This is a genomic window from Roseibacillus ishigakijimensis (assembly GCF_016595415.1).
GTDB lineage: Bacteria > Verrucomicrobiota > Verrucomicrobiia > Verrucomicrobiales > Akkermansiaceae > Roseibacillus > Roseibacillus ishigakijimensis.
Genome location: NZ_JAENIO010000006.1, coordinates 100,754 through 121,885, shown reverse-complemented (window position 1 = coordinate 121,885; position 21,132 = coordinate 100,754). Strand labels below are relative to the sequence as shown.

The window sequence follows — 21,132 nt, the reverse complement described above, 5'->3', positions numbered from 1 at the left end:
TTTTAGTCCTGATCCGCGGCACCTCAAAAGAGACCGACGAACCCGCAAATCCCCCATAGAATCAGGCCTCACAGCCTTAACCTGACGCGAATGTGTAAAGTCCCAATTCACTGAGATGAGAAGGTATGTAGATTTCCGTAAGATTGTGACATTCGCTAAACCCCCATACTCCTACCTTGCGTAGGCTTTCGGGTAATTGCACTTTAGTTAACTTCGAGCAGTTAAAGAAAGCCCAACTCGCCACTTCTCGAACAGGAAAGCCTTCGAGTTGTTCTGGAATCACAAGTTCTCCTGCAGCTTGCAAATCGCAGTCAGTTATAACCACCTCCCCGTCATTGATTTCCCAAACGAGATCTTCAACACTCGCAGCTAAAAGGCTGCCGGAAATCGGTCCTAAGGCTGCCATTGTCAGGAAAAGGATTCGATCGGAGCATCGCCAGCACCTTATGTTTTTACTCATAATCAGGGTTTTGATGTAGAGTAAAATTCCGGTCAAGATTCGGATTCTTCGACGGTAAAACATGCTAAAAGTTGTCTGCTTCCTTTCCAGAGGGCGAGGACAGAGAGATCAATCATCGCCATCCGGCTCGATTCCTACAATCAGTCAATCCCTCCCCTTCCCCGGTTCTGAGTTTTCCGGATTGGACTGAAGCCACTGAAGAGCGTTGGCGAAGTCTTCAGGACCAGCCTCAGTGTGGCCCATCCCTTCAATTTCCCAAGCTTCGTAAGTGACCGGCATATTCTGCCAATAAGAAGCGGTGGCGAGAACTTCGGAATAGTTCCGCTTGTCATCCTTGCCGATGACGACAAGCCAGCGATTTTGGCCGCGACGGCCTTTACGAAAGTCGGAGGACGAGCAACCCTCTCCAAAATGGCCATGTCCGCCTTTGAAGCCCGGAGGGTAACTCTGCGCAGCATGGCTAATGGCCCCGCGAAACTCGTTGGAGAATAAGACGTGGGTGAGAAATGCCATATGCCCTCCACCCGAAAGCCCGCCCACAAAGGTTCGATCTGGATCGATCTTCCACTGGCTGCGAACAGTAGCAAGTGCGTTCATGGCACGACAAATGCGCTCCCAGTGCGCCCTGCCGTTGGCGGTTTGGTGAGCACTGACTGCGATCATGTCTTCCTTGTCAAAAATCGCCCTGTAGCTATTCGGAAAGCCTCCTCTGTCGGTGGGACTGATATGCAAGTAAAGCCCGTAGGACTTCGTACCGTCATAGCTTGCTGGCACGTAAACATGGCAAGCTTGATCCTGGGCAGTCACACACTCCTCAAAACCCTGAACTTGGTCCTTATTGGTCGGGATGGTGAAGTAGTCAAGATTCTCGCATTCACTGGCTAGGCGACCTGCCGTCCAGTCCTTCGGATCGTCGCGGAATTTCACCGTGACCGGGTGATTGCTCTGCTCGCCGTTTAGAATCACCTTCGGCTTCTCGGCCGGTGTAGCGTCCTGTTCCGCGATCCACGCCCGATCCTCAGGCGAGAGACGTTGCAACGATATCAAGAACTCTTTCCCTCCCTTGTTGATAGTCACAGTCTCTTCGTCGCGGCTCACGAATTCGGCCTCGATCACTCGCCCATCGACATCCTTCCACTCGCGGGCGTCTAAAAGGCAATGGGAAAACAGGAGTGCAACACCCAGGAAATAACAATTTATCTTCATAAGATTTTATGAAAAATGAACGAGCGCACTTCAAAGTCAATGCGGAATCGAGACCAGAAGGCCCAGAGATACCAAGTAAAAAAAGTCAAAATAGGTGCCTGTCTTTTTTTTAGACTATCAACCCCGTGCGGGGCGGGATTTGCGAGGATCCCAAGAATTACCGCTGTTGTTCATACGGCGAGGCGGTTGCAGGCGGCATAAAAGCAACCCGGGCCCGCGAAGCTCTCAGCTGGCTGAACTCTTATACCATTGGTATCAAGTACGCGCTCCCTAGGTAGTATGAAAACCCTTCCCAAGCCCGACCGTCTCTACGGCCTGCGCCACTCGGCAAGCGCAGAGGAGGCTGAACTACAAGGAATCGGGGCGGCAAATGATTTTCCCGTCTTTCATCACGCCTGCGCGGTGAAGGCGCGCGATGGCCGCTTCCTCGATGGGGGTCTCGGGGCCAATGGCGAGGCGGATGAGCCCGAGGAGATTGCGGGTGATCGGCCGCATGAGGCGGAGAGAAGGGTGCCCCAGCCCGATTCTCTCCTGATACTCCTGCGGAAGGGAGGCAAGTGCCGCTTTGAAAAGAAAATGGTAGGCCGGGAGGGAGGTCTTGGGCAACGGAGGATTCCTGATGAAGCTGATAACTTCGCGAGTGGCGTCATTGACCACGAGTTCAGGGCGAAAGCGCTCAAGCTCAGCGAGGAGATCGCGCTCGGAGAGGGGGACTTCGGTGAGGCCCAAGGGGATCACGGACTTGGCCCAGAGACGGATGTAGGCGTCCGCTCCCCCGGGCAGGGCACGGGAGGAGTAGAGTTGATGGCAGCGGAGAAAGGAGTCCATGAAAGCGATGTGAACCCAGCGGAGAAGCTCGGGATCGGCGGCGCGATAGGCCACTTTTTGTCCTGCAGAGTTTTGGTAGGTCCCCTTCACCCGCCGGTGCATGGTATTGACGCGATCCGCCTCGCCCGAGACTGCGGCCGTAGAGGCAAAGGTGGTCATCGTGAGCCAACGAATGGTACCGGAGAGTCGGCCCAAGGGCTCCTCTTTGTAGCGGGAATGCTCCCTGACCCCGGTGAGGCTGCCGGGATGGAGGGCCTGCATGAGAAGCGCGCGAATACCTCCGACGAGGGTGGCCAGATCCCCGTGGACGATCCAAGGGGCTTCGTCCGGGAGATAGAGACCGGGCTCATCGCTGGCCGCGACGTCGGCGAGCCACGGTGGAACTCCATCCGGGTCGCCAGTCAGCAGGATGCGAAAGCGCTTGGAGAGAATCTCCTGAAGGGCGTTATTTCGGGGGGCAGGCATCATCCCGGTTACACTCGAGTTCGCGATAAGCAAGAGGAACCAGCGCGCAGCCAAGCCGAACGCGAACCGACCAGAGGAATAGAGCCTGCGAAATGAGCACCAGATCTGGCATCTGCAATGCTCACTTCTTTCCTGAATATCGAAAAGCTCTTCCACTCTTTCAGGCAAAAATGCCAACGCTCATCTCTAAAATTCAACAAATCGAGAATAATTTAGCCTCGACATGCCTGCTTGGCAGCAACAGAAGACTTCGCTCGCCCCTGGACCTACATAAAAAAATTTAAGGGATATTAATATTTTTCAAAGAAACAATGAAGCACTTAACCCTAACGAGCTCTTTCTTGTTGAGCTTGACCAACCCGATGCTAGCCCAGACCTCGACTACCGATTATTGGGCTTTTGCTACTTTCGAAGCCAGTCTCTACGGTTTCACTTCGGCAAATGAACGTGTTTTGATTACGTCGAGTCTGACAGCCTCCCCCACCGCCTATGCCGCCAACCATCTGGCGACAGACTCCGCCAACAATCGCATCATCTATGCCCTTAATGAGCTCCCTAACAATGCAAGCTCTGATGTGGTGGCAATTTTTGAATACGATTTGGCCACCAATACGAGAACCAACATTACTGGCACTGCCAACCTGGCTTCCACGGTGGGGGTTTCCCTTGGTGGGGGAAGTTTTTATGATGGGGCCTACTATCTCTGGGACGACTATGGGTCAGCGCAAGGTCTCGTGCGCTTCACCTTCGACTCAAACGGAGTGATCAACGGATCTTCAAAACCCTACGGGAACGACAACTCCATCGGCTTGCTCGGAGACATCGCCATCGATAGGAATGGGCAGCTCTTTATTCTTAATGCGGACAATGAGCTCTATCGGGCAGACCTCAACAACACCTCCGTCAGCCCCACGTTGGTGGGAGACTATTCCGCCTACCTCGGAAACGGGCAGCTTTTTGTCGATGCGGACGGTCAACTCATCAGCCGGGCTGACAGCTCCGCCGACTGGGTTATCCTGGATCCAGAGCAACCGGGCATCTTGGGAACCCTCACCGGACCCAGCCAGTTCAGCGCCTACTCAGACCTTGCGGAGGGAGGCATCGTTGGGGTGGTTCCCGAGCCCTCGGCAACCGCCTGTCTCCTGCTGGGCGGCCTGCTGAGCACTCGCCGTCGGCGCAACTAGGGAAAAGGTTTCACGGCTATCATTAGGAAACCGCGCGGGTTCAACCCACGCGGTTTTTTCTTTTCGCGAGAAACCGGAATTCCATTTTCAAGTCTCCGGCGGAATCACCTTGACCACCAACCTTAATTCTGACTCACTATTAGCTGAAGGTTAGTGAATTTCACCAATTCAAACCATCCTGTTTTCCGCTCAAATCACCATCAACCACGATCCTACTATGAAGCCTGTTGCTTCCTTTTCCCCACTGGCTGGAGTCGCCTGCTTGATTTCCAGTTTCGCTCTTTTTCCTGTGCAGGGAGCGAGTGTGTTTTCCTGGGCCTTTTATGGCTATGGCAAGGATAGCTCCGAAAGCTATGCCGATATGAGCGACAGCTCCACAGTGCCATTGCTCGAGGTCTCAGCTGACGGCTCCATCGACTTCAAGCATACGGGAAATCCTGGGGAGACTCTGACCTTCAGTGCCAGCACATTGGCAAGTGCCGCCAGCCAACGCCTGCGAACTCATGCCTCGGGACAAATCGAAAACACTCACTACGACCCGGACTATGACTACGAGACGGACACGGGAACACCCAGCTACTACACCTCTTGGGCCGAGGCGTCATATACCGAAACTTTGAGCTACGGCGGCACTGCCACCAACTATATTTCCACCTATATCATGCGATTGACTGGCGATGTCAGCGGCGTGGGGACCTTCACCCTTGTCGAAATATCACATGGAAATGAGCCCTCCCAGTCCTGGTTTTTTTCCGATGAAGGATCCTACAATAACATCATCGTCTCCCAAGCCTTTGTCCATGGTGGAGCTCCGCAAGAAATCACCGTTCGCATCTTGAGTTCATTCCAACAAAGTATGGAATTTCAACCCGATGGAGATTATTTGGGAGGAAGCGCCAACTTTGGAAATACGCTCGAAGTCCTCGGGGTGGACTTGCGTGACGATCAGGGCAATCTCCTCACCGGAGAGACCATTACCAGCGACGCGGGGACCTCTTACGCCATCATCGCCGTTCCAGAACCGTGCACAACCATTCTTGCCTCCTTAGCAGTCTTCGCCTACGCCGTCCGCCGTCGAGCGGCCTAAGAGCAAGTTCCAGTTCTCTCTGGTCAGACGGAACACTGTCTTGTCAGAAAATAGGCTGTGCCGGCGCTTCCAACACCCCGGCACGGCCCGATTAGGAGTCAACCCCGTCGCCGCTCCAGCAGGTTGAGCATCAGAAAGGAGAGGAGGAGATTGAGCTCTTCCCGTGGCTCCAGATCGCCTAATTTACTGATGATGAACTTTCCTTCCAGAAAGGCAGGTTGCTTCTTGAGGCGAAGGGCATCGCTCCCGTCAGCACGCCGGGCCAGGTAAGCGGGGTGAAAGAGAAAACCGGTGATCATGTTGAGAATCGGGATTTCCCCAAAAAAACCGTCCATCACTTTGGTCCACGGATTCTCTTCCCGAATGGCGAAATCAGCGCGGTTGTCGCCGGGGTTGAAGACATCGTAATGCGCCTTCCACAGCGAGCGCATGCCTTGGCGGCCCACGGAGCCAATTTCGTTCCCTTCCGCATCATGAAACGTGTAGCGGGCCGACCAATCGAGAATCTTATTGGCGGTGATGGTCGCCAGCAGGGTTTGCCGGCTGCTATCGGTGTAGACTTCCACTTTCTCCCGAAAGCGAAACAGCTTTTGCTTGAAGTAGCACACCTGCTGGCCATCGGCATCGACCACATTGGCCTGGGGTGCGAAGGCGAGAATCTTGAATCGGAGATCGAGAGGGAATTTCATACGCAAAAATGAACTAGCGGGCGGGGCGGTCTTTGGCACGCTCCATTCTGTGAAAAGTTCGTCCCCCTCTCAGCGGATCTCCACATGCCGACGCACCCGGTAAAGGATCGCGCCTTGGGTGGACAAGGCCGAGGGATCTTCCCAGAGGGTGAGGGCACCGGTAGCAGGGAGATTGGGGACCAGGGGTTCCCCGCTGAAGACCCCTTCCTGCGAACGGAAAATCTCGAAACTCTCGCCTGCCGCCGAGTCAATCGCGAGGGTGGGCACCCCACTGATGATGGAAAGAGAGAGCGAGACCGGAGAGCCCAGAACCTCCACCGGGCGCCCGCGAAAGGTCTCTCCCCACCCGCTAGTGCCGGCAAAGACATAGATGATCGCCGACTCGCTCCCCGCCTCTCCGGCCTCCGCATCACCGGGCCGATTTCCTTCAAAATAAATCTCGCTGAGGTTGGAGCATTGGACAAATACCGAGCTGCCCAGAATGCGGAGGGAGGCGGGCAAGGTCACGGATTGCAAGCCGGCACAACGAAAGAAAGCCGCATCGCCCAAAGAAAGCAATCCTTGGGGAAAATCCAGATCGACAATGCCCAGAGAGCCATAAAAAGCGCGGGCCCCGATGGTTCGCAACGAGGTGGGGAGCACCACTTCTTGCAAATCCCAAGCATTGGCCACCGCCCAATCCCCAATCGCAGTCACACTCTCGGGCAGAACGAGCGAGCTCTCCTCTTTCCCTGCCGGGTATTGCACGAGGAGCGACTGACTGGCATTGTAGAGGACTCCCTCCAAAACGGAAAAGTGGCTACTTCCCTCGGCAAGAGTCAGCCCCGGGAGGCTCCGGCAGCCGTAGAGGAACTGGCTCCCCACGGTGCTCAGGCTGGCGGGAAGCTCGAGGGCCGCGAGCGCTCCGCAGTTATAGAAACAGGAATCCCCCAACTCAAGCAAGCCCTCGGGCAAATGGATCGCGGTCAGGCCTCCGCACCAGGCAAAAGCACTGCTTTCCAGGATCGTGATCGTGCTGGGGAGAGTCACCGTAGAAAGCGCGGAGCACTGATAAAACGCCGAGGCTCCAATCTGGTGGAGACCTTCCGGTAAAGTCACTGCGGCCAGGCTGGTGCATTCGCGAAAGGTGTTGGCAGCTAGCACAGTGACGCCCTCGGGCACCTGAAACGCCTGGAGAGAAGAACACTGGAAGAAAGCGGAAACGCCTATGGAGGTGAGAGAGGAAGGAAGGGATATCCCGGTGAGGTCCCCGCACGAAGCAAAGGCCCCCGCCCCCACCGCCACCACCGGCAGGCCCTCCACGGTGGCGGGCACGACCAGCTCCCCGGCCGCCGTTTCGAGGCAGTCGGTAATGGTGACCTGACCCTCGTTGATCTCGTAAGTGAGATCATTCAAATCGGCCCCGGAAAGAGTGAAAACCATGCCGAGAAGAGAACAGAAAAGATGCATTTTCATAACAACACTGATATCAATAAAAACAAGGTGGAACGAGACGACAAAGAAGAGAAAAGAGGTCTCCGCCCTCTCTCCTGACCGCAAAAAAAAGCCTTCGTTCTCAAAGAAAGAACGAAGGCTTGGGAAAGCACTCGCAAACGGGATATTATTCCTCGCTGGTGAAGCAGCTGGCAGGCAGGCCCTCGCCGTTCACAAGATTGGCCCCGGCGGGGTTGTCGGCCCAGGCGTAGCGCACCTCCGCAGGCTCGGCGACCTCCTCCGACCAGACGATCACTTTGCCTCCCTCAATCTTCGCCTGAGCCCAGACCCACGGACCATCTTCTGCTTTGATCTCGAAGCGCTGCAAGGGTTCTCCGTCACGGGACTGGAGCCCGGCGTTATGCTCGAAGGAGACAACCAAGCGCTGGTCCTTCTTCTCGACTTTGTCGAAAAGCGGTCCGCTCATGACCACGTCCTCCCGGCCATAATCCTGCCCGAGAGCCCACCGGGCGAGGCGCTCGCCCACGTCCTTCTTGTTGCGGGGGTGAATGTCGTTGGCTTCGCCGATCTCGTTAATCACGGCCATGCCGCTATGTGAGATGCTATCGAGGGCACGGCGCATCTCGTCCTGCACGGTGACCCAGTGGCTCTCCACCCCGGGCTCGCTGGTGGGCTGACGGAAGTTGGCCAATTGCACGTAGTAAAAGGCCAAATCAGCCTCCCAGCGCTGCCGCCAATCGGCCACCAGTCCACCGAGCAGTTCTTCGTAATTTGCGGCCGTCACGGGATTGGCATTAGATTCACCCTGATACCAGATAGCGCCCCGGACACCGTAGCCCACGAGGGGGGCGATCATGCCGTTGTAGAGGGTGGCTGGCATACTGGGATTGATGCTGGGGTCGGTCGCCATTCCAGGGCGGCGGCCCTGCTTCCCGTCCGCCTCCCACTTGGCGAGGGCGGCCTCGTAGTCAGCCCGGGCCTTGGCCTCATCCCAGCTGGCGATGGCATTGGCTTTGCGCTCGAGGAGAACCTCCGCCTCCGGGAGTTGGGCAAGAGCTTCCTCACTCGTGAAGGCTTCCACGGGCTTGCCTCCCCAGGAACATTCAATGATGGCTACCGGCACCTCCAGCTCAGCGCGCAGCTTGCGGGCGAAGTAGTAGCCCACGGCGGTCATCTGGCCGGTGGTCTCGGGAGCGGCGGCAGCCCACTGGCCGGGAAAATCGATCTGGGGCTCGGCCTTGGCCACGTTTTGGCTGAGGTAAACCCGCAGATAAGGATCAGCGGATTGGGCCGCCGCTTCTTCCGCATTCTCGGTGCGCGCGATAGGCCATTCCATATTGGACTGCCCGGAGGCCAGCCAGACCTCCCCCACCAGCACATTGCGGATCACCTTTTCTTCCGCTCCCCCGGTGATCACCAGGTCGCGCCCCTCCGCACTGGCCGCCAGGTTGGAAAAGGTGACCTCCCACCGGCCTTCACCGTTGGGCCGCGCGCTTTCGCTCTGGCCCGCGAAGGTCACGGTGACCTCCTCCTCGCTATCGAGCCAGCCCCAGACTTTGGCCTTGCCCTGCTGTTGCAAGACCATGCCATCGGAAAAAAAAGCAGGAACCTCGAGGGCGGCTTGAGTGAAGCCCCCGAGAACGAGTGAAAACAAAAAGAGATTTCGAGTCATGACCCCAGCTATACGCCCGGGATGGCCCCTCTTGTCGTTTTCCTGCCGGGAAATCGCATGATTTGCGGTTTCCCATGAACGCAAAAAAAAAGCGAACTCCAGCCCCTCCGGCGAGGGGACCAAAGTTCGCGCCAAGTCGTGAATCTTTCCCGTAGGGGGAGATCAATTGCGGCCGTAGACCGTCTTTTCAATGCCTTCACCTGCTTGTTGCAGGTCCCGGCCCACCCCGAGGAAGGTGTTGCAGGAAGTCAAGGCCCCCGCGAAGAGGGCGCAGAGAGAAAGGGCAATCAATTTGGAAATTTTCATCTCAGAGGAATTTAGAAGTGAAACGGTCTCTGGCAAGGCCAGAGCGTTGCATAATGCGTTTAGCGTTCGGCAATGGGCTTGACCGGAGAAAGGGTCTCAGGCCCAACATACTTGGTGAGCGGACGGTAAAGGCGGTTGTCCTCGAGCTGCTCGAGCACCTGCGCGGTCCAGCCAGCCATGCGGGAAATGGCAAAGATGGGGGTGAAGAGATCGGTGGGAATGCCGAGGCTGTAATAAACGGTCGCCGAGTAAAAATCGACATTGGCATTCAGCCCCTTTCGCTCACGCATGAGCTCGGCAATCCGCTCCGACATATCGATCCACTTGGTTTCGCCCAGCTCTTTGGTGAGCTGGATGGCCATCTTTTGCAGGTGGGGAGCCCGGGGGTCGAGAACCTTGTAGACCCGGTGGCCGATGCCCATGATCTTGCGCTTGTTGGCCAGGCTGTCTTCGACAAAGGCATCCACCTTATCGAGGGAGCCAATCTTTTGCAGCATCTTGATGACGCCTTCGTTGGCCCCTCCGTGGAGAGGACCCTTGAGGGTGCCGATAGCCGAAGTCATGGCCGAATACATATCGGACAAGGTGGCAATGGTAACCCGAGCGGAGAAAGTGGAAGCATTCATCCCATGGTCGGCATGGAGAATGTAGGCGACATCGAGCGTCTTGGCAGCAGCCTCGGAGGGGACTTCGCCATTGATGAGATAGAGGAAGTGAGCAGCCTCCGAGAGGTCGGTGCGCACCGGAGGAAGGTCGAGCCCCTGGCGGGAGCGGTGGTAGTAGGCCACGATGGTGGGCGTCTTGGCGACAAGGGAGAGAGCCACCTCGCGATTGGCTTCCTGATCAGGCTCGCCAATCTTGGCCCGCTTGTCAGTGAGGCCCAGCATGGAAACCGCCGTCCGGAGAACGTCCATGGGCTTGGCGTCTTTCGGCGCGGTCTTGAGAAAAGCAATCACCCCCTCCGGGAGATCGCGGTCGTTGCGCAGCTTTTCTTCAAAGGCCGCCAGCTCACTGGCGGTGGGAAGGTGTCCCCGGTGGAGAAGGTGGGTCACTTCCTCAAAGGAGGTGTGCTCCACCAGATCATCAATGGAGTAACCAAGGTAGGACAAGCGTCCCTCCTGGCCTTCCACTTTTGACAATGCGGATTCATTGGCGACGACTCCTTCCAAACCTTTGGCGTAATCTGACATAATAATAAAAATTTTCGGGTGATAAACTGGCAATAACCAAAGCGGAGGCGGGACCACCGCGCAAGGGGGATTTTCCGGAAATGACCGCCGGGAAAAGCTTCACATTCCAAGCACGGTCCGGACCTGCCCGCCGCTGAGGGTAACGGGCCCTTTTTCCAAAGTCAAAGCTCCTCGATTTTCGAGGTCAAATTGCTTGCGGTCGACCCGCCCGGTTCCCCGGCCGATGACGGCCTCCTTCTGCGACCAGTCGAAATAATAGAACCCCTCGTCCCATCCCACCAGGCGGGTGAGACCAACTTCCGTTGGGCGACCGGCCTGAGTCTGGATGACCCGGTATTCCGAGATGGGATAGGTCCAGGGAGCAACCGGCTGTTCCGCGTATTTGTCCTCATTGGCGCAGGCTTGGAGGAGGAGAGAAGCCACCAGCAGAGTGAAAAGTTTCATGCCCCGGGATATAAAAGGAAGATTTGGACTTTTGAAATTCAGAAATTCTCCCCACAAGGGCCGCCCATGAATCTGCGCCTCTCCCAAGACGAATTCACTACCCTCATCGACATGGTCAGTCTGGCCGCGGAGGTCGCCTCCCTCAATCAGAAGCCCGGCACGGAAACCTCGGCGGAGTCCTTTGCCGACCTCGAAGACAAAATCCTCGCCCGCGCCCGTGCCGAGGGCTACCACGGCATTATCGAGGTCGACCCCGACACGGGAAAAAATCGCGTCACGGCGGACTACCAGGCAGGCTCCTACATCCAGAGTTGCATCGACGAGATGCGCAATGAGATCTTTTGGGACGAGCTCTCCTTCCGCCTGGCCGAACGCGAGCTGATCCGCGAGATCGGCGAAAACAACTACTTGAGCCTCCCCGAAGAGCGGCGAATGACGCGAATCAGTCCCCTCCAGAAGCGCTACTGGGACCGCTTCACCCGCCACGGCATCGATCACCTCCACGAGATCTCCCCCCCGGGGCAAGGGTGATCACTTCCAGAGCATTTTGATCCCGATCACGATCATCAGCACCCCGAAGATGCGGGTGAGCTGGGGATTGCTCAGGGTGCGCATCCAGTCCGAGCCGAACCAGGCGGCCACCGCAGCCCCCACTGCCGTGAGGCCCACCAGGCGCCAGTCGATGAGGTCGGTGCGGTTGATGACGTGATTGCTGGTGCCGATGACCGCCGTCACGACGACGACAGCCAGGGAAGTCGCCACCGCCGCTTTTTGCTCCATGCCAAGTAAGAAGCCGAAGGCCGGCACCATGATGATGCCGCCGCCGACTCCCAGGAGGGCCCCGGCCAAGCCTGCGGCTGCCCCGATGAGGAGGGCTGTTAGGAAAAGTTTCATTTTTGGGAAAGCTCCACCACCAGACGATGGAGCACGAGGCGATGATCGAGCCCGGTGGTGACGAGAGCCTTATCGGCCTTCAAACAACTTTCCAAGGCCTTTCGCAGGCGGGCAAGACTGCGTTTGCCGACCTTGCCAGCAGCCTGGGAAAGCCCCCAGGAATTAACGGCGCCGTCTTTTTTCTTGGGAAAAACGGATCGCTTTTCAGGAGGGAGATTTTCCAACCCACGCTTGAAACCACCGCCCAAGGGCACCCCGGCATCGAGGGCCAGGCGGGCGTAGAAGAGGTTGCGGGCCGTAGGGATGACCGCCGCGCGCATCAGGCCGATGGCACTCTCGCCCTTGGACAGCTGGGCATCAATGAGCGCCACCGCCCGCGCAGCCTCTCCCCGCTCGATGGCACGGGAGATTTCCCAAATGACCCCTTTCCGGGTCGGAGGCACCATAGTGCGGACGGCCTCCACCCCCACTGGGCTCCCTTCACCGAGATACAGGCTCAGCTTGGTCAACTCGCTGCCAATCTGACGAGTGTCTTCCCCTGCCAACTGGACGAAAAGGTCCAGGGCCTCATCCTCAAAAGTGAGCTTCATCTCCTTGGCCCGGCGAGCGACGAGGGCGGCCACCTCATCTTCCCAGCCTTCTTTGGAGATATCGATTTTATCGAAGACCCGCACTTCGCCCTCCTTCTTCAGCCACTTGAAGAAGGCGCGGCGTTTGTCAATGGCAGGAGCTGAGATGAGCACTTCCACTTCGGGCGGAACCCCGGCCTTGAGACAATCGAGCAAGTTTTCCACCCCCGTCTTGGCCCGCTCCGCCCCCCCCGTGCGGTCGTCTCCGAGGAAAGTGGCCCCTTTGAGCCACACCACTTTGGCTCCGCCGAAAAAGCCCACCGTCTGCACGGCCTCGATGGTCTGGGAGCACAGGTCAAAGGCATGTTGGGCGTCATCCGCTACTCCTTCGATGATGTCGTTGGCGAACTCCTCTCCCCCCTCAGGCTTGAGCTGCTCGAAAAGCGCGTGGGCCTCCTCCACCACCCGTCCCTCGTCCGTTCCAAATACCGCGTGAATCGCCATCGCCGCAAGCTTGGCCCCGTTCCATCCCCGAGGCAAGTTCCGAGCCTGCAGGAGAGAAAAGGACACTTTTTATGCTGTCACCGCCCGGTGATGCGCACTTGCTGACCCTTGCGAATCAGGCCCGCGAGGCGCACGACATCCCAGTTGGCCAAGCGAATGCAGCCGGAGCTCACCGAGCGCCCGATGGAGTCGGGATTGCTGGTGCCATGGATGCCGTAGCCATCTCCCAGCGGAGCCCAAATCACGCCCACCGGGCTATTCGGCCCCGGCAACAGGTCATAGCCGGTCTTGCGTCGTTCGTAGGGAGGACCGGGGGTGATGTGACCCAAGGTGCGCACTCCAGGAGGAGTCTCCGCGGCATTGATGGTGATGGGAAAGGCCCGCACCACGCGCTCATTCTCCCAGAGATAAAGAAACTTGTCGTCCTTGGCGACCTCCAGCCAGCGTTCGCCCTTGCCATGTCCCACCAGCCCGCTCCACTGCCCCACCCCGATGGGAGAAAGGTAGTTCTCAATCTCGAAAGCGGTCACATTGGGCACGAGGAGGGTCTCGCCATGAGGGAGATTTTCCAAATCCAAGGTCGGATTGAGGGCCTCCAGCAATTCGATTTTGCAGTGGAAGCGCTCAGCCAGAAGCTCTGCCATCCGGTAGTATTTGAGGGGACGCTGATTCTCACTCAGGGCCGTGAAGTCAGGCGTGTCCTCGGTGCCGGGGAGACTGCGATCGAGGTAGCGCTCCCAAGAACTTTGGTAAGAGATTTCCTGCAGGGGCTCCACCGATTGCGCGAGGGCGGAAGGATTCCATGTCCGGCAAAGCTGGAGGGCAGTGAGGGTGAAGTAGCCTTCTTTTCCGTCGATCACCCCGGGTCCGAAACCCGCCCGATCAAGGGTCACCTGCAAGCGCAAGACCGCTTCCTTCCCCCCATTGGCATAGGTTGCCCGGCGCGGCGCGGCCCGGGGCGCGGGGGTCGGGGCGGGAATGGGGTCCACCGGGATCGGCTTGCCGAGAGGAATGAAGTCCGGCTCAGGCCGCAAAGGAGGAATTTCTACCGGCGCGGGCTCCGGAACCGGCTCGGGACGAGGTGCGGGAATGCGCAGGGTTCGGCCTTCCCAGATGACATCGCTCTCGAGCTTGTTGGCCTCCTTGAGTTCGTTGATCGTGAGTCCATACTGCCGGGCGATGGTCCAAAGAGACTCTCCTTCGCGGATGCGGTGGGTGGACTGTGCGAGGATGAACTGGGAACTCAGAAAAAGGAGCCCGAAAATGCTAAAAAACCTTCCCATCATTTCTGCTACGACGAACGAGGAGGAAACTTATTCAAAATCGGTCGCCGAACAAGGGGAAGAAAGAATCGCGGAGCGATTTCTCACGAGTCCTCACCGCTTCGGTTCCAATAAATGACCACATTGCGGGTGGCCCGGCCTGCCGCGATGATATCCAGCTTGCCATCGCCATTGAGGTCCGCCGCTTTGGCATCCTCGCAAGCCATGCCATTGTCATCGATGATGGCGTGCTGCCGCCAGGGATCGCCGGGAGACCTTCCGGCCGCATAAAGGCGGAGCCCGACCTTGCCCTCGCGACGAGACGGCTTGCGCCACCCGGCCACCACCTGATCATAGCCCAAAGCGAGAAAATCCCCGACTACAAGGGCATGGCCTTCCCCCAGGTCCGCATCAATCACCTGACGCTGCTGGGACCAGAGGCCGTCGACATTCTCCGGGTTAATCACCACCTCGTGGCCATGCATGGGCTCGATGGTTGCCACGAAGCGCTGCCCACCAGGCCCCCGGCCCAAGCGCACCTCGCCCGCACCCTTCTCCGTCAGGGCCGTCGCTTCCCAGTCCTCATCCTGTCCCTGCAAGAGATGCACCCCCTCCTTGCAGGCCACGAGAAGACTCTCCTGCGCCTGATCGCCCCACGCCACCGGGTCGAAGTTGTGCGCGAGATGGAATCCCTGATGGATCAGGAAAGTCGGCCAGTCCCGTCCCTTCTCCTGCGGCCGATAGCCCAGAAAGCGAATGCCTTCGCCCTCGCCGCCCCGATTGCCACATCCATGTAGCGGAAGCACGGCGAGAAAATGTCCGGCCGCTTCCCGCACCCAATGCATGCGATGGACCGTCGGCTCGTGGTGCAGTGGCCGGGCGTCCCAAAGTCCTCCGCCCTCCGTCGGCCGGGAGAGCGCGAAGACGGCACCGGAGTTCACGGTATCTCCAGGATTCCACTCCGCACCCACGGCCACCTCCGCCCGACTATCGCCATCCAAATCGTGGGCGCAGAGACAGACGTGGTCCCGCTCGGTCAGAGCCCCCGTCAGGCGCTCTTTTTGCCAATCGGGGTTGCGATACCAGACCGTCTCCCCGGCATCAACAAGCAGAATATCCTCCCGCCCGTCCCCATCGACATCGGCAATCGCAAGCCCATAGCCCACCTGAATCCCATCATCAATGGTCTGCGCCTCGAAGACCGCCTGTGGGAGCTCCGCCCCCAGCGGAAAAGTGGTCCAGGCGAGAAAGAAGAAAAACGTTTTCATCCCTTCTTCTACGTCCCCCCGGGCCGCCCTTTCACAAGACTTGCGCCCCTTGAGAATGAAATCCCATCCTTCGCAGAGGCGTAGAGACCCGCTATGCCTGCGCCTCGCTTTCTCCTTTTTCCGCTCCTTGTTCTCCTCGCCCTTCCCGCGCTGGCAGGCCCGATCTCCGCCTATTTGGCCAAAGACTACCCCGCCCGCATCACTCGAGTCGAAGTCGCCGCCGAGACCATCACCCTCCGCTTCGACCTCCCCCCTGGGCTGACGGAGGTCGAGTTAGGGGCCTTCGCCTTCCACCAGAATCCCGCCAAGGGAGAAGCGCCCTTGGCCTCGCATCCCCTCCCTTCCCGGCACATGACCATACCCCGGTATCCGCAGGGTTCTGCGGGCCCTGACCGACTCCTCACCCGCTGGCAGTTGGGCCAATGGAAAGATGGCCAAAGCTGGCAGCCCCTCTCAAGCGCCCGCTATGCGGACGTCTTTCCCAGCCAGAACCCGGAACTCCCCGACCTGAAACCCCGGAGCAAAAAGGGTCTCGGGGGATGGATACCGGTAGTTGGCCCCGCCTCCGACCTCGATGAACTCGGCATTGCCAGTCTGACTTGGAACATCCTCCTCCACAACCTTCTCGCCCCGAAATCCGGCCCCCACACCGAGCCCTTTACCTGGCAGGGCCAAACCTATCACGCCCGCCTCGATGTGCTGGCCCAGCACGACCGTGCCCTGCGCGCTGCCTATGAGCGCGAGATCGTGGTCGATGCCATTCTCCTCCTCCCTCCACCCTCGCGCGAAGGCGCAGACTCCTTGACCCGGCTCCTGGGCCACCCCGATTGCGAGCCCGGGGCCCATTATGCCATGCCGAATATGAACGACCCCTCTGCCGTCGCCCACTACGGTGCCGCCCTCCACCTCCTCGCCACCCGCTACTCCCGCCCCGATGGCCGGTTCGGCCGCATTCACCACTACATCGTTCACAACGAAGTCGACTTCGGCCACGAATGGACCAACTGCGGTCACAAGGCGCTGCCGGAGTTCTTTGAGCTCTATCATCGCTCGCTCCGGCTCGTGAACCTAGTCACGCGGAGCCAGAATCCCCCTGCCCGCCCCTTCATCTCCCTCACCCATCACTGGGCCCAGCCCGGGCATCCCCGCGGGTATGGCTCGCGGGCCCTCCTTCTGGAGCTGCAAAAATGGACGGCGGCAGAAGGCGATTTCCCCTGGGCTCTGGCCTTTCACCCCTATCCTGCCAACTTGCGCAATCCCCGCACTTGGGAAGATCCGGTGGGAGACGATTTCAACAGCGCCAAGATCACTCCCAAAAACATCGCCGTGCTGGACCGATGGATGAAGACCCCCGCCATGCGCGATGCTGAGGGCCGCTACCGCCCCGTTCATCTCTCCGAAAACGGCTGCAACTCGCCCGACTACTCCCCAGCCTCCCTCCACGATCAAGCCGCAGGAACGGCCTTCGCTTGGAAGAGCATCCAAGATTTGGAAACCATCACGAGCTGGCACAACCATCGCTGGTTCGACCACCGCCGGGAGGGCGGGCTCCGTCTCGGCTTGCGCCGCTTTCCCGATGATGACCGGGAGCCCTTGGGAAAAAAACCAGTCTGGCATCTCTACCGCGCGCTCGGCAGCGAACACGAAGCCCGGGCCTGCGCCCCCTTTGCGGAAATTCTGCCCTGACAACCCTTTCTGCCCCACAGTCTCTCCCGGAGCTTGACCCGAGGGCGAGGGCCATTATTCTGCCCCACTCAACCAAACCCGGGAGGACGCTGTGGACCTGAAAGAAATTCGTAACATTGTCGAGCTCATGAACGAACATGGGCTGAGCTATTTCCACCTCGAAGAAGAAGGGGTGAATCTCAAGATGAAAAAAGGCTTGGACGCGGAGGCCATCCGCGCCGCCTTGGGCAGTATGCCCGTAGCTGCCGCACCGGCCGCCGCCCCAGCGGCAGCCCCGGCCACGCCGGTCAACCCTCCGACGGAAGCCGCCCCCCCGGCAGCCAGTGGGGATGAAATCACTTCCCCCATGGTGGGCACCTTCTACTCCAAGCCCTCTCCCGACTCCCCGGCTTTTGTCGAGGTGGGCAGCACCGTCAGCGAAGGACAGACCCTCTGCATCATCGAAGCGATGAAGGTGATGAACGAAATCAAGGCCGAAAAAGCCGGCACCATCACGGCTGTTTGCGTCTCGGACGCCAGTCCGGTGCAGTTCGGCGACGCCCTTTTCCGCATTCAGTAATCGCCCCCGTTTCTCATCATGTTTTCGAAAGTTCTCGTTGCCAACCGCGGGGAAATCGCCCTGCGAGTCATTCGGGCCTGCCGCGAGCTGGGCGTTTCTTCCGTCGCCGTCTACTCCGAGGCGGATGTGGACTCCATGCACGTGCAGCTCGCCGATGAGGCGGTCTGCATTGGCAGTGCCGCCTCCAAAGACAGCTACCTGAAGCCCGACCGCATCCTGGCAGCAGCAGAAATCACCGAAGCTGATGCCATCCACCCCGGCTACGGGTTTCTCTCGGAGAACCCCCGCTTTGCGGAAATTTGCGCCAGCAGCAACGTCAAGTTCATCGGCCCTTCCGCCGAGGTCATCCGCAAGATGGGCGACAAGGACACCGCGCGGAATACCGCCCTGGCCAACGGCGTGCCGGTGACACCCGGCACCGGCTTGCTCGCCAGCGCGGAAGAAGGCCTCGAGGAGGCCAAGAAGATCGGCTTCCCCGTGATGGTCAAGGCCACCGCCGGGGGAGGCGGACGCGGCATGCGCCCGGTCTTTGAGGAAAAGGACTTCATCAGCCAGTTCCAGGCCGCCAGCAACGAGGCCGTAGCCTGTTTCGGCAATGGCGCCTGCTACTTGGAAAAGCTCGTCCTCAAGCCCCACCACGTCGAGTTCCAGGTCTTTGGCGACAGCCACGGCAACTACATGCACCTCGGCGAGCGCGATTGCTCCATGCAACGCCGCAACCAGAAGATCATCGAGGAATGCCCCAGCCCCTTGCTCACCCCCGCCCTGCGCGAGCGCATGGGCAAGGCCTCCGTGGACCTCATCTCCGCCATCGGCTACGAGAACGCCGGCACCATCGAGTATCTCGTCGACGAGGAGGAGAATTTCTACTTCATGGAGATGAACACCCGCATCCAGGTGGAGCATCCCGTGACCGAGGAAGTGATGGGCTGTGAGCTCATCAAGGAGCAGATCCGCATCGCGGCCGGACAGACCCTCTCCGACCACGTGCGCAACGCCGAGCCCCGCGGCCACTCCATCGAGTGCCGCATCAACGCGGAGGACCCCTACAACGGCTTCCGCCCCAGCCCCGGCACCATCGACCTCTGGTATGCCCCGGGTGGCAAAGGCGTGCGCGTGGACACCCACGTCTACTCCGGCTACACCGTCCCGCCGCACTACGACTCCATGATTGCTAAGCTCATCGTCACCGGCGCAACCCGCACCGTGGCCATCGCCCGCATGAAGCGCGCGCTGGGCGAATTCATGATCTCCGGCATCAAGACCACCATTCCTTTCCAGCAGGAAATCATCGACCACCCCGACTTCATCAAGGGCACCTACGACATTGGCTGGGTGGGTGAATACCTGAAGGAAAAGGGCCTCTAAGCCATGGCAAGTCATTGGCGGGAGAGCTCCCTCTACGGCATCGTGGACCTGGGCTACACGGCCGAAGAACGCCTGCCTGAAGTGACCCGGGCCCTCCTCGCGGGAGGGGCCGGCCTCATCCAATTGCGCGCCAAAGGACGGGACCAAAGCGAGATCCGCGCTTGGGCCCGGGAACTCCTTCCGCTCTGCCGTCAAACAGGTGTCCCCTTTATCATCAACGACTTCATCGACCTGGCGGTCGAAGTCGATGCCGATGGCGTTCATCTGGGTCAAGACGACGGCCCTCTCTCCGCCGCCCGCGCGCAACTTGCCGGGGACAAGATCGTGGGGCGCTCCACCCACTCGCCCGAGCAGGCACGGGCCGCCTTGGCGGAAGGAGCGGACTACATCGGCTTTGGCCCCCTCTTTCCCACCCCCACCAAGCAGGGTCGCCCCGGCATCGGCCTCGAAAACATCGCCGGAGTACTCGCCGAAGTCGGCTCCCACATCCCGGTCTTCTGCATCGGAGGCATCAAGCGCGACAACCTCGCCGAAGTGCGCGCCGCCGGAGCCCGACGCGTGGTGGTGGTCTCTGACCTTCTCCTCGCCGACGACATCCCCGCCGCCGCCCGGGAGATTCAGCAGGGGCTTTCTTGAAAAGCAGCGCAGCCGTTCACTCGGTTTCCTCGACCACTTCCAGCCGGAGGAAAGCCGGGCCCTCCGATTTCGGGACCAGGGGCACTGCGGTCGCCCCCTCCTCGCCTTCAAGCTGGGAGACAACCTCAGCGGACAATGGCAGCAACTCCCAGTTTTCTAAATTGTCACTGACGAAGAGACGATAGCGGACCCCCGTCCCCGGCAAGCGAAGCTCGTTGGCCTGCAAATCCACCGTCAGCGCGGTCGGAGTCGAGAACTGAAGCGACAAGCCCGCTCCTTGCCCTCCCTGCAACTGCAACTGCCCTTTGGAGACATCGGCCACCCGAGGATCCGTCCCTAGGGCCATTTCGTAGAGATTGGACCGCCCGTCTTGATCGGGATCCGCCCCGGGCCCCGATAGGTCGGGATTCCCCTGCTCCTCCACCGTGAAATAACGATGGGCGAAGACCTCCTCGTAGGCGAGCACCTCAATTTCGAGATAAGCCCGCTGGCCCACCGCGCCATTGTCTCCGACTGCACGAATCTCCAGCAGAAGGTCGTCTGCGGGCTGCAGCGAGTCGGGCAACAGCCGCACCAGGGTGCTCAGCTCGGTAGGATTCCCCTGCGAAGAAACTTCCCCGTTGGAAAGAAGCTCTCCACCGCGAAACAAGCGCCATTCCAAGCGCGCCAAGTTGACCGCAGAAGCGATCTTGCCAAAGAGATGCGAGCTCACCTGGCTCCACTGCCCCACCGAATCCCGATAACGAAGGGCAAAAACATGCACTCCGGGGGCCAGCGCCTCCCAGTCTTCCCCCGTGATCGCCAGAGTGCTCTCATGTCTGCTCACTCCCTCCTCCAAGGCAATCTCCCGCCCTTCCCCCAAGCCCGGATCGTGATCGAGGAACCACTCGCCCTCGGACAAGATCGAACTCGGAGCAGGAGTGCGGAACGAATGAAAAGTGGGGTGACCCCAATCACCATCCTCATCCTGAAAGCGAACGCCGAAGAGATGCACCCCATCATTGAGATTTTCGAGCAATGCGGGAGTCAAGGTGACCGCCTGGCCTTCGCTTGAAGCGGTCAAGGAGGTGCCCGCGCCTCGGCCGGGATCCTCATTCACAAACCACTCTCCGCCCTGCAGGGAGGCGCCCGGCGCAGGCGTGCGGAACATCCGATAGCTCGTTTGCCCCCAGTCACCCTCTTCATCCTGAAAACGAACCCCGAAAAGGTGGGTTCCGTCGCTGAGACCAGCCAAGAATGAAGGAGAGAGGGTGATCGAGGTGGCGATCTCCTCACTCTCCGGGCTCAGCTCAATTTCCTCCCCAAGACCTTCTCCAGGGTCCTCGTTCACGAACCACTCACCCCGTTGGAGAACCTCCCCCGAGGAGAGCCCCGCCAACGCGAGGTAGGCCAAGCATCGCACGTTTGTCCTCATCACCCGC

At 59.3% G+C, this 21,132-nt stretch carries 21 protein-coding genes; 7 read left to right on the top strand and 14 right to left on the bottom strand.

What is annotated here, in order from left to right:
- Nucleotides 1–76 precede the first annotated feature (76 nt).
- The 3 genes from JIN78_RS04175 to JIN78_RS04165 form a co-directional block, all read right to left on the bottom strand.
- The gene (locus tag JIN78_RS04175; RefSeq protein ID WP_200390682.1) at nucleotides 77–406 is read right to left on the bottom strand and encodes a leucine-rich repeat domain-containing protein; all 330 of its coding nucleotides are present in this window, start codon (nucleotides 404–406) and stop codon (nucleotides 77–79) included.
- Nucleotides 407–604: 198 nt separating this feature from the next.
- Nucleotides 605–1,666, bottom strand: a complete 1,062-nt coding sequence (locus JIN78_RS04170) for an alpha/beta hydrolase (RefSeq protein WP_200390681.1) — start codon at nucleotides 1,664–1,666, stop codon at nucleotides 605–607.
- A gap of 348 nt (nucleotides 1,667–2,014) precedes the next feature.
- Nucleotides 2,015–2,959: an oxygenase MpaB family protein gene (locus JIN78_RS04165; protein WP_200390680.1), complete on the bottom strand. Its 945-nt coding sequence runs from the start codon at nucleotides 2,957–2,959 to the stop codon at nucleotides 2,015–2,017.
- A 362-nt stretch (nucleotides 2,960–3,321) separates the two neighbouring features.
- On the opposite strand from JIN78_RS04165, the gene JIN78_RS04160 reads away from it, so the two are divergent.
- Nucleotides 3,322–4,143, top strand: coding sequence for a PEP-CTERM sorting domain-containing protein (locus JIN78_RS04160; protein WP_200390679.1), 822 nt, complete (start codon nucleotides 3,322–3,324; stop codon nucleotides 4,141–4,143).
- Nucleotides 4,144–4,360: 217 nt separating this feature from the next.
- A complete protein-coding gene (locus tag JIN78_RS04155) occupies nucleotides 4,361–5,230 on the top strand; it encodes a PEP-CTERM sorting domain-containing protein (RefSeq protein ID WP_200390678.1) in 870 nt (289 codons plus the stop codon).
- 98 nt (nucleotides 5,231–5,328) lie between these two features.
- On the opposite strand, the gene JIN78_RS04150 is transcribed toward JIN78_RS04155, so the two are convergent.
- The 6 genes from JIN78_RS04150 to JIN78_RS04125 form a co-directional block, all read right to left on the bottom strand.
- A complete protein-coding gene (locus JIN78_RS04150) occupies nucleotides 5,329–5,919 on the bottom strand; it encodes an LURP-one-related family protein (protein ID WP_200390677.1) in 591 nt (196 codons plus the stop codon).
- Nucleotides 5,920–5,988: 69 nt separating this feature from the next.
- Nucleotides 5,989–7,374 (bottom strand): leucine-rich repeat domain-containing protein, encoded by a 1,386-nt coding sequence (locus tag JIN78_RS04145; RefSeq protein WP_200390676.1) that lies wholly within the window; start codon nucleotides 7,372–7,374, stop codon nucleotides 5,989–5,991.
- Between the two features lie 145 nt (nucleotides 7,375–7,519).
- Nucleotides 7,520–9,025, bottom strand: coding sequence for a sialate O-acetylesterase (locus JIN78_RS04140; RefSeq protein WP_200390675.1), 1,506 nt, complete (start codon nucleotides 9,023–9,025; stop codon nucleotides 7,520–7,522).
- Between the two features lie 162 nt (nucleotides 9,026–9,187).
- Complete coding sequence (locus JIN78_RS04135) at nucleotides 9,188–9,331, bottom strand: entericidin A/B family lipoprotein (RefSeq protein WP_200390674.1); 144 nt, start codon at nucleotides 9,329–9,331, stop codon at nucleotides 9,188–9,190.
- 59 nt (nucleotides 9,332–9,390) lie between these two features.
- Nucleotides 9,391–10,521, bottom strand: a complete 1,131-nt coding sequence (locus tag JIN78_RS04130; protein WP_200390673.1) for a citrate synthase — start codon at nucleotides 10,519–10,521, stop codon at nucleotides 9,391–9,393.
- Between the two features lie 99 nt (nucleotides 10,522–10,620).
- A complete protein-coding gene (locus JIN78_RS04125) occupies nucleotides 10,621–10,965 on the bottom strand; it encodes a hypothetical protein (protein WP_200390672.1) in 345 nt (114 codons plus the stop codon).
- Nucleotides 10,966–11,031: 66 nt separating this feature from the next.
- Here JIN78_RS04125 and JIN78_RS04120 point away from each other — a divergent pair, with 66 nt between their 5' ends.
- Nucleotides 11,032–11,496, top strand: a complete 465-nt coding sequence (locus JIN78_RS04120) for a hypothetical protein (protein ID WP_200390671.1) — start codon at nucleotides 11,032–11,034, stop codon at nucleotides 11,494–11,496.
- Here the strand turns inward: JIN78_RS04120 and JIN78_RS04115 are convergent, their stop codons facing one another.
- The 4 genes from JIN78_RS04115 to JIN78_RS04100 form a co-directional block, all read right to left on the bottom strand.
- Nucleotides 11,497–11,859, bottom strand: coding sequence for a sulfite exporter TauE/SafE family protein (locus JIN78_RS04115; RefSeq protein ID WP_200390670.1), 363 nt, complete (start codon nucleotides 11,857–11,859; stop codon nucleotides 11,497–11,499). It abuts the gene before it with no gap.
- Nucleotides 11,856–12,932 carry a DNA polymerase III subunit delta gene (gene holA / locus JIN78_RS04110; RefSeq protein WP_200390669.1) on the bottom strand — a complete coding sequence of 359 codons (1,077 nt, stop codon included), beginning with the start codon at nucleotides 12,930–12,932 and terminating at the stop codon, nucleotides 11,856–11,858. Before holA ends, JIN78_RS04115 begins: the two co-directional genes overlap by 4 nt.
- A 77-nt stretch (nucleotides 12,933–13,009) precedes the next feature.
- Nucleotides 13,010–14,218, bottom strand: a complete 1,209-nt coding sequence (locus tag JIN78_RS17695) for a L,D-transpeptidase family protein (protein WP_200390668.1) — start codon at nucleotides 14,216–14,218, stop codon at nucleotides 13,010–13,012.
- Between the two features lie 80 nt (nucleotides 14,219–14,298).
- Nucleotides 14,299–15,462: an FG-GAP repeat domain-containing protein gene (locus JIN78_RS04100; protein ID WP_200390667.1), complete on the bottom strand. Its 1,164-nt coding sequence runs from the start codon at nucleotides 15,460–15,462 to the stop codon at nucleotides 14,299–14,301.
- Between the two features lie 93 nt (nucleotides 15,463–15,555).
- Between JIN78_RS04100 and JIN78_RS04095 the strand changes: the two genes are divergently transcribed.
- The 4 genes from JIN78_RS04095 to thiE all read left to right on the top strand — a co-directional run bounded on the left by JIN78_RS04095 (nucleotide 15,556) and on the right by thiE (nucleotide 19,711).
- Nucleotides 15,556–17,148 (top strand): DUF5722 domain-containing protein, encoded by a 1,593-nt coding sequence (locus JIN78_RS04095; RefSeq protein WP_200390666.1) that lies wholly within the window; start codon nucleotides 15,556–15,558, stop codon nucleotides 17,146–17,148.
- Nucleotides 17,149–17,275: 127 nt separating this feature from the next.
- Complete coding sequence (accB, locus tag JIN78_RS04090; protein WP_234037780.1) at nucleotides 17,276–17,707, top strand: acetyl-CoA carboxylase biotin carboxyl carrier protein; 432 nt, start codon at nucleotides 17,276–17,278, stop codon at nucleotides 17,705–17,707.
- Between the two features lie 18 nt (nucleotides 17,708–17,725).
- On the top strand, nucleotides 17,726–19,075 hold the full coding sequence (accC, locus tag JIN78_RS04085; RefSeq protein ID WP_200390664.1) for an acetyl-CoA carboxylase biotin carboxylase subunit: 1,350 nt from the start codon (nucleotides 17,726–17,728) through the stop codon (nucleotides 19,073–19,075).
- A gap of 3 nt (nucleotides 19,076–19,078) precedes the next feature.
- On the top strand, nucleotides 19,079–19,711 hold the full coding sequence (gene thiE / locus JIN78_RS04080; RefSeq protein WP_200390663.1) for a thiamine phosphate synthase: 633 nt from the start codon (nucleotides 19,079–19,081) through the stop codon (nucleotides 19,709–19,711).
- 16 nt (nucleotides 19,712–19,727) lie between these two features.
- On the opposite strand, the gene JIN78_RS04075 is transcribed toward thiE, so the two are convergent.
- Complete coding sequence (locus JIN78_RS04075; protein ID WP_200390662.1) at nucleotides 19,728–21,125, bottom strand: hypothetical protein; 1,398 nt, start codon at nucleotides 21,123–21,125, stop codon at nucleotides 19,728–19,730.
- Between the last annotated feature and the right edge of the window lie 7 nt (nucleotides 21,126–21,132).

Coding starts and splice junctions, on each gene's coding strand:
- JIN78_RS04175 (WP_200390682.1), bottom strand. CDS start 406: ATGGCAGCCTTAGGACCGATTTCCGGCAGCCTTTTAGCTGCGAGTGTT.
- JIN78_RS04170 (WP_200390681.1), bottom strand. CDS start 1,666: ATGAAGATAAATTGTTATTTCCTGGGTGTTGCACTCCTGTTTTCCCAT.
- JIN78_RS04165 (WP_200390680.1), bottom strand. CDS start 2,959: ATGCCTGCCCCCCGAAATAACGCCCTTCAGGAGATTCTCTCCAAGCGC.
- JIN78_RS04160 (WP_200390679.1), top strand. CDS start 3,322: ATGCTAGCCCAGACCTCGACTACCGATTATTGGGCTTTTGCTACTTTC.
- JIN78_RS04155 (WP_200390678.1), top strand. CDS start 4,361: ATGAAGCCTGTTGCTTCCTTTTCCCCACTGGCTGGAGTCGCCTGCTTG.
- JIN78_RS04150 (WP_200390677.1), bottom strand. CDS start 5,919: ATGAAATTCCCTCTCGATCTCCGATTCAAGATTCTCGCCTTCGCACCC.
- JIN78_RS04145 (WP_200390676.1), bottom strand. CDS start 7,374: ATGAAAATGCATCTTTTCTGTTCTCTTCTCGGCATGGTTTTCACTCTT.
- JIN78_RS04140 (WP_200390675.1), bottom strand. CDS start 9,025: ATGACTCGAAATCTCTTTTTGTTTTCACTCGTTCTCGGGGGCTTCACT.
- JIN78_RS04135 (WP_200390674.1), bottom strand. CDS start 9,331: ATGAAAATTTCCAAATTGATTGCCCTTTCTCTCTGCGCCCTCTTCGCG.
- JIN78_RS04130 (WP_200390673.1), bottom strand. CDS start 10,521: ATGTCAGATTACGCCAAAGGTTTGGAAGGAGTCGTCGCCAATGAATCC.
- JIN78_RS04125 (WP_200390672.1), bottom strand. CDS start 10,965: ATGAAACTTTTCACTCTGCTGGTGGCTTCTCTCCTCCTCCAAGCCTGC.
- JIN78_RS04120 (WP_200390671.1), top strand. CDS start 11,032: ATGAATCTGCGCCTCTCCCAAGACGAATTCACTACCCTCATCGACATG.
- JIN78_RS04115 (WP_200390670.1), bottom strand. CDS start 11,859: ATGAAACTTTTCCTAACAGCCCTCCTCATCGGGGCAGCCGCAGGCTTG.
- holA (WP_200390669.1), bottom strand. CDS start 12,932: ATGGCGATTCACGCGGTATTTGGAACGGACGAGGGACGGGTGGTGGAG.
- JIN78_RS17695 (WP_200390668.1), bottom strand. CDS start 14,218: ATGATGGGAAGGTTTTTTAGCATTTTCGGGCTCCTTTTTCTGAGTTCC.
- JIN78_RS04100 (WP_200390667.1), bottom strand. CDS start 15,462: ATGAAAACGTTTTTCTTCTTTCTCGCCTGGACCACTTTTCCGCTGGGG.
- JIN78_RS04095 (WP_200390666.1), top strand. CDS start 15,556: ATGCCTGCGCCTCGCTTTCTCCTTTTTCCGCTCCTTGTTCTCCTCGCC.
- accB (WP_234037780.1), top strand. CDS start 17,276: ATGAACGAACATGGGCTGAGCTATTTCCACCTCGAAGAAGAAGGGGTG.
- accC (WP_200390664.1), top strand. CDS start 17,726: ATGTTTTCGAAAGTTCTCGTTGCCAACCGCGGGGAAATCGCCCTGCGA.
- thiE (WP_200390663.1), top strand. CDS start 19,079: ATGGCAAGTCATTGGCGGGAGAGCTCCCTCTACGGCATCGTGGACCTG.
- JIN78_RS04075 (WP_200390662.1), bottom strand. CDS start 21,125: ATGAGGACAAACGTGCGATGCTTGGCCTACCTCGCGTTGGCGGGGCTC.